The organism is Streptomyces sp. NPDC025784, from assembly GCF_055558435.1.
In genome coordinates this window covers 52,824-65,147 of sequence record NZ_JBVHMN010000004.1, presented here as the reverse complement: position 1 = coordinate 65,147, position 12,324 = coordinate 52,824, and the positions used below count along the sequence as shown (strand labels likewise).

General features: G+C 71.5%; 8 protein-coding genes. 2 read left to right on the top strand and 6 right to left on the bottom strand.

Annotated elements, in window-relative coordinates; translation table 11 throughout:
* Window positions 1-100: 100 nt before the first annotated feature.
* A complete protein-coding gene (locus tag ACZ4IF_RS12050) occupies window positions 101-1,621 on the bottom strand; it encodes a diaminobutyrate--2-oxoglutarate transaminase family protein (RefSeq protein WP_467561876.1) in 1,521 nt (506 codons plus the stop codon).
* Between the two features lie 422 nt (window positions 1,622-2,043).
* Here ACZ4IF_RS12050 and ACZ4IF_RS12045 point away from each other — a divergent pair, with 422 nt between their 5' ends.
* Window positions 2,044-3,273, top strand: coding sequence for a trypsin-like serine peptidase (locus ACZ4IF_RS12045; protein WP_467561874.1), 1,230 nt, complete (start codon window positions 2,044-2,046; stop codon window positions 3,271-3,273).
* Window positions 3,274-3,460: 187 nt separating this feature from the next.
* Window positions 3,461-4,636 (top strand): trypsin-like serine peptidase, encoded by a 1,176-nt coding sequence (locus ACZ4IF_RS12040; protein ID WP_467561872.1) that lies wholly within the window; start codon window positions 3,461-3,463, stop codon window positions 4,634-4,636.
* A gap of 185 nt (window positions 4,637-4,821) precedes the next feature.
* On the opposite strand, the gene hflX is transcribed toward ACZ4IF_RS12040, so the two are convergent.
* From hflX to ACZ4IF_RS12015, 5 genes are all read right to left on the bottom strand, one after another.
* Window positions 4,822-6,315 carry a GTPase HflX gene (gene hflX, locus ACZ4IF_RS12035; protein WP_345656110.1) on the bottom strand — a complete coding sequence of 498 codons (1,494 nt, stop codon included), beginning with the start codon at window positions 6,313-6,315 and terminating at the stop codon, window positions 4,822-4,824.
* Between the two features lie 169 nt (window positions 6,316-6,484).
* On the bottom strand, window positions 6,485-7,981 hold the full coding sequence (locus tag ACZ4IF_RS12030; RefSeq protein ID WP_467561869.1) for a M1 family metallopeptidase: 1,497 nt from the start codon (window positions 7,979-7,981) through the stop codon (window positions 6,485-6,487).
* A 78-nt stretch (window positions 7,982-8,059) separates the two neighbouring features.
* Window positions 8,060-10,267, bottom strand: coding sequence for a RelA/SpoT family protein (locus ACZ4IF_RS12025; RefSeq protein ID WP_467561867.1), 2,208 nt, complete (start codon window positions 10,265-10,267; stop codon window positions 8,060-8,062).
* Window positions 10,268-10,715: 448 nt separating this feature from the next.
* Window positions 10,716-11,585, bottom strand: a complete 870-nt coding sequence (gene dapF, locus ACZ4IF_RS12020) for a diaminopimelate epimerase (RefSeq protein ID WP_467561865.1) — start codon at window positions 11,583-11,585, stop codon at window positions 10,716-10,718.
* Between the two features lie 70 nt (window positions 11,586-11,655).
* The gene (locus ACZ4IF_RS12015) at window positions 11,656-12,219 is read right to left on the bottom strand and encodes a hypothetical protein (RefSeq protein WP_467562331.1); all 564 of its coding nucleotides are present in this window, start codon (window positions 12,217-12,219) and stop codon (window positions 11,656-11,658) included.
* Window positions 12,220-12,324: the final 105 nt, after the last annotated feature.

The following is a 12,324-nucleotide window of genomic DNA, read 5'->3' as shown; positions in this document are numbered from 1 at the left end:
CCCGGCCGCGCCCGCCGCATGCTCCGGCCGCACCGGACGCACCGCCCGCTCCCGCGCCCCGGTCCCGGCCCCACCGAGCGCTGCCCGCAGCCCCCGCCCACTATGGGCTCCGCCACCGCCCCACGCCCTCGTCGCGCGGCGTGCCCACTGTGCGTGGCGGGCACACGCCCGGCGGACCGCATGCGTCGCCGGGTGGTCCCTCCTCGTCTCGGGGACCACCGATGGGTGCGCGGGCCGCACCCTGCCCCTGGTCCCCTCGCGCGACGGCCGCCACGGCGTCGGCGAGCCGGTCGAGGACCGCGGTGGCCTGTTCGTCGCTGATGGTGAGGGGAGGAAGGAGCCGCACCACGCTGGAGTGGCGACCGCCCAGCTCGACGATGAGCCCTCGGCGCAGACACTCCCGCTGGACGGCGGCGGCGAGTTCGGGTGCGGCGGGCCGGGGGCCTCCTGCGGTGTCCGGGGCCGCATCGGGGTGCACGAGTTCGACGCCGACCATCAGGCCCCGGCCGCGCACATCGCCGACGCAGGGGAACTCGTCGGCGAGCACGCGCAGTTGGGCCAGCATCTGGGCTCCCACGGTGCCCGCGCGCTCGGCGAGACCGTTCTCGCGGACGTGGGCGAGGGTCGCTGCACCCGCGGCCATGGCCAGTTGGTTGCCGCGGAACGTGCCGGCGTGGGCGCCCGGTTGCCAGACGTCGAGGTCGTCGCGGTAGACGATGACGGCCAGCGGCAGGCTGCCACCGATTGCCTTGGACAGGACCATCACGTCGGGCGTGATCCCGCTGTGCTCCACGGCCCAGAAGGTACCGGTGCGGCCCACGCCGGTCTGGACCTCGTCAGCGATCAGGGGGATGGACCGTGCCGCCGTGATCTCGCGCATTCGCCGCATCCAGCCGTCGGGCGCGGGAATCACCCCGCCCTCGCCCTGGACGGGTTCGAGGATCATCCCGGCGGGCTGCGGTACACCCGACTTGGAGTCGTCGAGCACGGACTCGGTCCAGCGTGCGGCGAGTTCGGCACCGTGATCGCCGCCGACGCCGAACGGGCAGCGGTAGTCCTGCGGATACGGCAGGCGTGCGACACGTACGTCGGTCGCGCCCCCGGATGCTTCGAGCGCCCCCGCGGTCATCCCGTGGTAGGCGCCGGTGAAGGCGAGCATGCCTGCGCGGCCGGTCGCCGTGCGCACCAGTTTGAAGGCCGCCTCGACCGCGTCCGTCCCGGCCGGACCGCAGAACTGCACCCGGGCACGGTCGGCGAACTCGCGGGGCAGTGTGCGGAACAGCTCCGTGGTGAACGCGTCCTTCACCGGGGTGGCGAGGTCGAGAACGTGCAGCGGGGCGCCTGAGTCGAGGACCCTTCTGATCGCCTCCAGGACCACCGGATGGTTGTGCCCCAGGGCCAGGGTGCCCGCGCCGGAGAGGCAGTCGAGGTACCGGCGTCCGTCGGCGCCTTCGATGGTCAGGCCTCGCGCCCTCACGGGAACGATCGGCAAGGCACGCGCATAGGTGCGGGCCGCCGACTCGCGCGCCGATTGGCGCCGCAGAATCCCCTCGTGCGCCGCGCGCGCCCCCTCGGACGCTCCGGGAACAGCTTCGGGCGCCGTGTCGGGGGTTCCGGGCACAGCGACCCGCTTCCCCCCGGACGGCCCAGTCGCTCCCACCGGCACCACCGCAGACTCGGTCACGGCCACTGGTACAGGTCCTCCCGCTGTCCACAGGCGAGTTGGCGAGGGGTTCTGAACACAGGCGGCAGGCCCCCCGTACGTATCAACGACGCGGCGCGTCCGGGGAAGCGGGTGAGTCGAAGATCCTTGCCGTGACGGAACCGTTGCCGTTCCGTCGGATGTCCCCCACGGCGACCGCATAAGGTGTGGTGCCGTTCGGCCTTGTCGAACGATCAAGGTCGATCGGCTCCCCGAGGTCCCGAACCGGGGGTCCGGTTCGGCCGATCCGTACGAAGCCGCACGTACGCACGCGTACGACGGACACGACGACGTACGCACCAGCAGCGCACAGTTCTCTGACGTCCAGGGGGAGTTACACCATGCGATCCATACGTCCGCCCTTCGCCGCCCGTCGAGGGAGGGGCGCGCGCCGCAGAACCTCCCCCGTGCTGGCCGCGATCGGCCTCACCGCGGCGCTGGCACTGACCGCCACCGCCTGCAACTCGGGGGACGACAAGGCAGGTGGCGAGCCCAGCGCGGCCGCGACCCAGGGCGGCGACGACAAGATCAAGATTCCGGACGACATCAAGAACAAGCTCAAAGAGCACGGCATCGATGTCGACAAGTGGAAGAACGGGGCCTGGAGGAACTGGGACAAGGACGACTGGCTGCGCGAGGCGGACGACTTCATCAACCCGATCATCAAGGGTCTGTGGGACCCGGACCGGATGCGTGGTGCCGACGACCCCGACAAGGACAAGGGCGTCGACGACAGCGACCTCTCCGGCGACCAGGGTGTCACCGACCCGACCCCGGCTCCCGTGACGGCGCAGGCCGTGAAGCCCGCGTACCACGGCAGCGTGCCGGTGGCCGGCAAGGTGTTCTTCGACGCCCCCGAGGGCACGATGGTCTGCTCGGCGACGGTGGTCGAGGACCCGGCGCACCCGGGCAAGTCCAATCTCGTGTGGACCGCGGGCCACTGCGTGCACGCCGGCAAGAAGGGCGGCTGGTACCGCAACATCGCCTTCGTGCCCTCGTACAACGACTCGGGGATGACCTCCGCGCAGCTGGAGAAGGCCGGCCGGCAGCAGGTCGCGCCGTACGGCGTGTGGTGGAGCGACTGGGCGCAGACCTCGGACCAGTGGATCGAACAGGGTGGCTCCACGGGCGGCCAGGGTGCCCCGTACGACTTCGCCGTGCTGCATGTGACGCCGGAGAAGGGCAGCGACGGCAAGTCCCTCGAGGAGACCGTCGGTTCCGCGCTTCCGGTGAACTTCAACGCTCCGGCCGTGCCGAAGGTGTCGAGCATCACGGCGACGGGCTACCCGGCGGCGGCGCCGTTCGACGGTCAGAAGCTGTTCCAGTGCACGGACAAGCCGGGGCGGCTGTCGGTCGCGCAGGCCGACCCGACGATGTACCGCATCGGCTGCACCATGACGGGTGGCTCGTCCGGCGGCGGCTGGGTGGCCGCGGGATCGGACGGCAAGCCGGCGCTGGTGTCCAACACCTCGATCGGCCCGGTCAAGTTCGGCTGGCTGGCGGGCCCGCGCCTGGGCAGCGTGGCCAAGGGTGTGTACGACTCGGTGAGCAAGAAGTTCGCCGGGCAGTGACGCGAAGGACGTAGCGGCACTCGGACGGACGGCGGTGGGCCGACTCACGGGAACTTCACCCGCTCACCGCCGTTCGTCCCAGGCCGCACGGGCACAGTGGGGTGTCGCGTCCGGGCAGGTTACGTGCACGGCCACCCCACGCCTGACCAGCACATGACACATCAGCTCCAACGGGGGTTTCAGCACCATGCTTTCCACTCACCGGCGAGGGCGCCTGTTCGCCGCCACCGGACTCGTCGCGGCCCTGGCGCTCACCGCCACCGCCTGCGACTCCGGTGACGACAAGGCGAGCGACAAGCCGAGCACGCCCGTCAGTCAGGGCGGCGACGACAAGATCAAGATCCCGGGGGACATCAAGGACCGGCTCAAGGAGCACGGCATCGATGTCGGCCAGTGGGAGAACGGCGGCTGGAAGAACTGGGACAAGGACAAGTGGCTCAGTGAGGCCAAGGACTTCGTCAACCCGGTGATCGACGGGCTGTGGAAGCCCGAGCGGATGAAGTCGGCCAAGGATCCCGACAAGACGATCTCCGCGAAGGACGCGGCCGCCGACCAGGGCGTCAGCGACCCCGACCCGGCGCCCGTCGACGCCAAGGCCGAGAAGACCCCGTACCACGAGTACGCCGCCCCGGTCGGCAAGGTGTTCTTCGACTCCCCCGAGGGCTCGATGGTCTGCTCGGGCACGGTCATCAAGGACGTGAACCACCCCGGCAAGTCCAATCTCGTGTGGACCGCCGGGCACTGCGTGCACGCAGGCGGCAGCGGCGGCTGGTACCGCAACATCGCCTTCGTGCCCTCGTACAACGACCAGGGCAAGTCCGAGTCCGAGCTGGGCAGCGCCACGGCGTCGGAGATCGCGCCCTACGGCCAGTGGTGGGCGGACTGGGCCTCCACGTCGAACGAGTGGATCTCGGGCGGTGACGAGACCGGCGGCGCCGGCGCGCCGTACGACTACGCCGTGCTGCATGTGAAGCCGGAGCAGGGCGGCAAGTCCCTGGAGGAGACCGTCGGCAACGCTCTGGCGGTGGACTTCTCGGCGCCGTCCGCCCAGGACGTCGACGCGATGGGGGCCTGGGGCTATCCGGCCGCACCGCCGTACAACGGTCTCGACATGTTCAAGTGCGTCGACCGGCCGGGCCGCCTCTCGCTCGACCCCGCGCTCCCGACGATGTACCGGATCGGGTGCACGATGACCGGCGGTTCCTCCGGAGGCGGCTGGTTCCGCGTGGTCGACGGAGAGACGAGGCTCGTCTCCAACACGTCGATCGGCCCGTCCGACAACACCTGGCTGGCGGGCCCGCAGCTCGGCAAGGGCGCCGAGGCTCTCTACCGGAGCATGAGCGAGGAGTACGGCGGCCAGTAGGCACCGTCGCGTGCGGCGCCGGCGGAACGCCGCGGCACACAGCCCGGTGCAACGCCGTCGCACGCGACGCCGGTAGGCACCGCACCGTCACCGCACACACCTGGAACGACGAAGGCCCGCCCCCTGCGAGAGGAGGCGGGCCTTCTTGCTCGTCGGTCTCCGGCGCCGCGGAGCCCGGAGTGCGACTACAGCGCCGGTGCCGGAACGTACGGCGCGAGGTCCGCCGCCAGTTCCTCGTGCACGCGCGCCTTGAGCAGCGTGCCCTCCGGGGTGTGCTCCTCGGAGATCACCTCGCCCTCGGTGTGCGCGCGGGCGACCAGCTTGCCGTGCGTGTACGGCACGAGCACCTCGATCTCGACCGAGGGGCGCGGCAGATCGTTGTCGATGAGCGCGAGCAGTTCGTCGATGCCCTGACCGGTGCGGGCCGAGACCGCGATGGAGCGCTTCTCGATCCGCATCAGCCGCTGGAGCACCAGCGGGTCCGCCGCGTCCGCCTTGTTGATCACCACGATCTCCGGCACATGGGTGGCGCCGACGTCGCGGATGACCTCGCGCACGGCGGCCAGCTGCTCCTCCGGCGCCGGGTGCGAACCGTCCACCACGTGCAGGATCAGGTCGGAGTCGCCGACCTCCTCCATGGTGGAGCGGAACGCCTCGACCAGGTGGTGCGGCAGATGCCGTACGAAGCCGACCGTGTCGGCCAGCGTGTACAGCCGGCCGCTCGGGGTCTCCGCCCGGCGCACGGTCGGGTCCAGGGTCGCGAACAGCGCGTTCTCGACCAGGACGCCCGCGCCGGTGAGGCGGTTGAGCAGGGAGGACTTGCCCGCGTTGGTGTAGCCGGCGATGGCCACGGAGGGCACCTTGTTGCGGCGGCGCTCCTGACGCTTGATCTCGCGGCCGGTCTTCATGTCCGCGATCTCCCGGCGCATCTTCGCCATCTTCTCGCGGATACGGCGCCGGTCCGTCTCGATCTTGGTCTCACCGGGACCACGGGTGGCGAGGCCGCCGCCCTTGCCGCCGCCCATCTGACGGGACAGCGACTGACCCCAGCCTCGCAGTCGCGGCAGCATGTACTGCATCTGCGCGAGCGCGACCTGCGCCTTGCCCTCTCGGGACTTGGCGTGCTGGGCGAAGATGTCGAGGATCAGGGCCGTACGGTCGATGACCTTGACCTTGACGACGTCCTCGAGGTGGATCAGCTGGCCGGGGCTCAGCTCACCGTCGCAGATCACGGTGTCGGCACCGGTCTCCAGGACGATGTCGCGCAGCTCGTAGGCCTTGCCGGAACCGATGTACGTGGCCGCGTCGGGCTTGTCGCGGCGCTGGACGACGCCGTCGAGCACGAGCGCTCCCGCGGTCTCCGCGAGGGCGGCCAGCTCGGCGAGTGAGTTGTCCGCGTCCTGAATGGTCCCCGTGGTCCAGACACCGACGAGTACGACCCGCTCCAGGCGGAGCTGCCGGTACTCGACCTCGGTGACGTCCTCCAGCTCGGTGGAGAGGCCCGCCACGCGGCGCAGTGCCGCGCGCTCGGAGCGGTCGAACTGCTCGCCGTCCCGCTCTCCGTCGATCTCGTGGCTCCAGGCGACGTCCTCTTCCATCAGGGCATCGGCCCGAAGACCTTCGGGGTAGTTCTGCGCGAAGCTCTGCGCGTCCTGGGAAGGGGAAGAAGAGGAGGTCATTGGATCCTTACGTCGATGGGAACACTTGTTCGGCGGACGTCGTCCGTCATAGAGGAGAACGTCCCCGGCCACCGGGAGATTCCCGGAATCCGCCGGGCGAACCCCTGAGGGGCCGGGCCGGCGACTCGAAGATGGTCGCACGGCACGGCACGTCTCGTCACGCGAGTTGTCAGGCACCCTTGCGCGCCTTCGGCGGGTCGCTCTTCCAGTCCTCGTGCCCCGGCATCGGCGGTGTCTTCGTGTCGTACAGCCATGCTTCGAAGAACCCGCTCAGGTCACGGCCGGCGACGGCGGTCGCGAGGGTCACGAAGTCGTCCGTCGAGGCGACGTCGTCGCGGTGGGCGCTCACCCAGGTCCGCTCCAGGCGCTCGAAGGCGGAGCGCCCGATCTTCTGACGCAGCGCGTACAGGACGAGCGCCGCTCCGTCGTAGACGCTCGGCCGGAAGATGCTGATCTTCTGGCCGGGGGCGGGCTCCTTGGGTGCCGCGGGCGGGCCGCCGGCGGCGCGCCAGGAGTCGGACGCGCGGTACGCCGCCCGCATCCGCTCCTCCATCGGCTTGTGCGCCTTCTCCTCCGCGTACAGGGCCTCGTACCAGGTGGCGTGACCCTCGTTGAGCCACAGGTCGGACCAGGCGCGCGGGCTGACGCTGTCGCCGAACCACTGATGCGACAGCTCGTGCACCATGATCGACTCGATGTACCACTTCGGGTACGCGGGCTCCGTGAACAGCTCCTTCTCGAACAGGGAGAGCGTCTGCGTCTCCAGCTCGAAGCCGGTCTGGACCTCGGCCAGGAGCAGCCCGTACGTCTCGAAGGGGTACCGGCCGACCTTGCCCTCCATCCAGGCGATCTGGTCGGGGGTCTTCTTCAGCCAGGGTTCGAGCTTCTTGGCGTCCTTGGTGGGCACGACGTCCCGTACGGGCAGACCGTGCGGCCCGCTCCGGTGCAGCACGGAGGACCGGCCGATGGAGACCTGCGCCAGCTCGGTGGCCATGGGGTGCCGGGTGCGGTACGTCCAGGTGGTGGACCGGCGGGAGCGGTCGGCTCCCGCCGGCAGTCCGTTCGCCACGGCCGTGTACCCGTCGGGCGCCGTGACGTGGAAGGTGAACATCGCCTTGTCGGAGGGGTGGTCGTTGCACGGGAAGACTAGGTGCGCGGCGTCGGCCTGGTTGGCCATGGCGAGCCCGTCCTTGGTGCGGACCCAGCCGCCGTCCTGGTCCTCGGCGGTGACCGGGTCGCTCGTGTGGTGCACGACGACGTGCATCCGGCTGCCCAGCGGCAGCGGCTTCGCGGGCGTGACGACCAGGTCCTGCCCGGCGCTGGTGAATGCCGCGCGCTGTCCGTTGACCTCGACCGACTGCACCTTGCCGTGGGCGTAGTCGAGGTTGATGCGCTCCAGCCGGGAGAACGTGAGGGCGTCGATGGTGGTGACGGCCGCGAGCGGCTTGTCGTTGGCTCCGGGATAGGTGAACGCGAGGTCGTACGACTGGACGTCGTATCCCGGGTTGCCCAGGTGCGGGAAGAGGCGGTCGCCGATCCCGAGGGGGGTGGCCGGCGAGGGGGCGCTCGCGGCGATCAGGCAGACGGAGACGGCCGAGGCGAGCAGGGCGGCCCTGATGCGGCGGGTCGGGGGACGGGGAATCCTGGGGCGGATGTTGCGCAGCATGAAACACCGCTACCAGCGCCCACGCGCCACACGGTGACGGCGCGCGCCCGGCCCACCCGAACGGGTCGGCGCGGCGGCCTATTGCGGGGCCGCCGCCTGGTGCTGCGCGCGGCTCACGTCGTACACCCCCGGCACGTTCCGCATGGCCCGCATCAGGCGGGGCAGGCGCGCCGCGTCCGGAAGTTGCAGCGTGTACGTGTGGCGCACGCGCTGCTGGCTGGGGGGTTCGACGGTGGCCGAGACGATGGCGACGCCCTCCAAGGCGATGGCCTCGGTGAGGTCGGCGAGCAGATGGGGCCGGCCGAAGGACTCGGCGACCAGGGTGACGCGGCATTCGGTGGTGTCCCCCCAGCGCACACCGATCTCCGCGCGCCCCCCGCTCTTCATACGCGACACCCCGGCGCACTCCACCCGGTGGACGGTCACCACTCCCCCGCGCACGGCGAAGCCGGTCACCTCGTCGGGCGGTACGGGCGTACAGCATCCGGCGAGGCGTACGGACGCGCCCGGCTGGTCGACGACGGCGCTGGCGGCGGGCCGTTCGGCGGGCGCTTCCTGGACGGGACGCTCGGTGGCGGCCTCGACGGCCGGGCGGCGGGCGGCGGACGCCTCGGAGTCCTCGGACGACGGGTCGGCGGTGGGCGAGGGGTGCGCGGCCAGCCAGCGCTGGATGGCGATCCGCGCGGCGGGCGTGTGCGCATGATCCAGCCACTCCCTGGACGGCTCGGAGGCCGGGTCCTGGCCCATGAGGAGCTGCACGGTGTCGCCGTCCCTGAGGACCGTACTCAGCGTCGCCAGACGGCCGTTGACGCGGGCGCCGATGCAGGCGTGGGCGTCCTCGCCGTACTGCGCGTACGCCGCGTCCACGCAGCTGGCCCCCTCGGGGAGACCCAGCGAGCCGCCGTCGGCACGGAAGGCGGTGATCTCGCGGTCCTGGGCCAGGTCCTCGCGCAGGGTGGACCAGAAGGTGTCCGGGTCCGGGGCGCCCTGTTGCCAGTCGAGGAGGCGGGACAGCCAGCCGGGGCGGGTCGGGTCGGCCCGCTCGCCGTCGGACCGTTCGCCGTCGCCGTCGGCCTGGTCCTCCGACGGCGTGGCGTAGGGGCTGCCGAGCGCGATGACTCCGGCCTCGGCGACCCTGTGCATCTGGTGGGTGCGGATGAGGACTTCGGCCACCTCCCCGTCCCCGCGCGCCACCGCCGTGTGCAGCGACTGGTAGAGGTTGAACTTGGGGACGGCGATGAAGTCCTTGAACTCCGAGACGACCGGGGTGAGGCAGGTGTGCAGTTCGCCCAGGACGCCGTAACAGTCCGCGTCCTCGTTCACCAGCACCAGGAGCCGCCCGAAGTCGGCGCCGCGCATCGGTCCGCGCTTGCGCGACACCCGGTGCACGGAGACGAAGTGCCGTGGCCTCACGAGGACTTCGGCCTGGATGCCCGCGTCGCGCAGGACCGCGCGAACCTCGTCGGCGATCTCCGCGAGCGGGTCACCGGCGCGCGCCGCGTTCTCGGCGATCAGCTCCCGGGTGCGCTCGTACTCCTCGGGGTGCAGGATCGCGAAGACGAGGTCCTCCAGCTCGGTCTTCAGCACCTGGACGCCGAGCCGTTCGGCGAGCGGGATCAGCACGTCCCTGGTCACCTTGGCGATCCGCGCCTGTTTCTCGGGGCGCATGACGCCGAGGGTCCTCATGTTGTGCAGCCGGTCGGCGAGTTTGATCGACATCACGCGGACGTCGTTGCCGGTGGCGACGAGCATCTTGCGGAACGTCTCGGGCTCGGCGGCGGCGCCGTAGTCGACCTTCTCCAGTTTGGTGACGCCGTCGACCAGGTAGCGGACCTCCTCGCCGAACTCCTCCCGCACCTGATCGAGCGTCACCTCCGTGTCCTCGACGGTGTCGTGGAGCAGGGAGGCGGTCAACGTCGTGGTCTCCGCGCCGAGTTCGGCGAGGATCAGGGTCACCGCGAGGGGGTGCGTGATGTACGGCTCGCCGCTCTTGCGCATCTGGCCCCGGTGCGAGGACTCCGCCAGCACGTACGCGCGGCGCAGCGGCTCGAGGTCCGCGTCGGGGTGGTGGGCGCGGTGCGCGTCGGCGACATGGCCGATGGCGTCGGGCAGCCGGTCGCGGGCCGCCGGGCCCAGCAGCGCGGCCCTGCCGAGGCGGCGCAGGTCGATCCGCGGGCGGCCCTTCCTGCGGTGTGCCGCGGGGACCGCCTGCTCCAGCGAGGCCGAGACCTTGGGGGCGGGCGTCGCAGGACCTGGCGTCGCGGGATTCGTCGCCTCCGCACTCATGGGCACCTCCGGCCGCGTAGACCGGCGGACGGGTGCCCCATGGCGAACACGGCTCAGGGGATTGCCTCGATCCCCCGTCCGGGCCGGTGCTTGATGCTACCGAGCCCATCACGCTCGACTGACCGCCTCTCGCCGAGCGTGAAACGGATCACCCATTCGAGCGACGAATTGGGGGTTTACGGTTTCGATCTTTGGTTGGAGAGGGAGCCGGGAACGGCACCCCCGACCGGAGCGCCCCGGTCCGGTGCGGTGCCGTGCGGTCCCGGCCGGACCCTTGCAGCCCTGGTCGGAACGGGCCGGAGCAATGACCGCGCCGCCGTGCCGTGTGATGCCGACCGGAACCGTGCCGCCCGGCCGGAACGCCCGTCGCGGTGCGCGCAGGGCGCCGCGGTGCCGTGTGGTGCGACTGAAGGCCGGACGGTCTGCCGGACGGGATGCCGCGGGGGGCTCAGCCCTGCGCGGCGGCCAGCCATTCCGCGTCGATCTCGCCCTCGGCGACGATCACCGCGGGCCCCGTCATCTCGATCTCGCCGTCCGGGCGCTCGGTGATGACCAGGCGCCCGCCGGGCACGTCGACGGTGTACGTCGCGGGCGTGCCCGTCACGGCCGGGTCGGCTCCGTCGCGGCGCGCCGTGGCGACGGCCACCGCGCACGCGCCCGTGCCGCACGAGCGGGTCTCCCCGACGCCGCGCTCGTGCACCCGCAGGGCCACGTGGCGCGGGCCGCGGTCGACCACGAACTCGACATTGACCCCGTCCGGGTAGGCCGACGCCGGGCTGAACGGCGGGGGCGTGAACAGATTCCCGGCGTGCGCGAGGTCGTCCACGAAGGCGACCGCGTGCGGATTGCCCATGTTCACGTTGCGGGCGGGCCAGCTGCGGTCGTCGACCCGGACGGTCACGTCACCTTCGGGGAGGAGTGCCTTGCCCATGCCGACCGTGACGTCCCCGTCCTTGGCCAGGTGCACGGTCTTCACGCCCCCGCGCGTGGCGACCGCGATGTCCCCCTCGGCCACGTGCCCGGCACGCTGGAGGTAGCGCGCGAAGACCCGCACGCCGTTGCCGCACATCTCGACGGTCGAGCCGTCGCCATTGCGGTAGTCCATGAACCACTCCGCCTCGGCGGCCATCGACCTGGCCTCGGGGTGCGCGGCGGACCTGACGACGTGCAGCAGACCGTCGCCGCCGATGCCCGCGCGCCGGTCGCACAGCGCGGCGACGACGGCCGGGGGCAGGTCGATGGCGTTCTCCGGGTCCGGGATGATCACGAAGTCGTTCTCGGTCCCGTGGCCCTTGAGGAAGGCGATCCGCGTGCTCATTCCTCGATCGTACGGGGTCGGCACGACACTCCCGCCGCCGCGGGGCCCGTCGGCACGGGCGACGGCGGGATCAGCGCAGCCGCGCCACGCGCCACACGGCGAGCACCGCCACCGCGGCGACGACCACCATGTACGCGATCGCCACGCGCCAGTCCGGGCGGCGGCCGGAGCCCCGCGGCGGGAAGCCCGGCCAGGTGTAGCCGACGCGGCGGGCGGCCATCATGCCCCAGCCCGCGGCGCACGAGCAGATCAGCAGGCCGAGCATGGCGACGACGGCTCCGCCGTCACCGAACTCGAAGGCCAGCGGGAAGGCGAACATCAGCGACCCGGTCGCGGCCAGCCCCACGATGGGGGCGAGCTGCCAGATGCGCAGCCTGCGCTGCGGGCGCAGCTCGACCTCGACCTCGGGTCCCGGGGACATCTCGTCGAGCCCGGGACCGTCGTCGGTCACACCGCCCGGGGTGTCCTCGGGACCGTCGGAGCTCAGTCGCTCCACGTCCGGCTCGGGGTTCAGACGGTCTCCGTCCGGGTCGATGCTCAGACGATCTCCATCGGGGCCGATGCCCGGACGGTCTGCGTCCGGATCGGCGCCGTGCTCGGTGTCTCGTGCTGTGTCGCGAGGGCCGGCCTCCATCGCCACGCGCCCTCCCAACTCGGACTTCACTGGTCGATCGAAGCTCGATGATGGCACGGCGCCGGAGGCCGCGATGACGGCCGGAGCGTCCCGATGCCATGACGT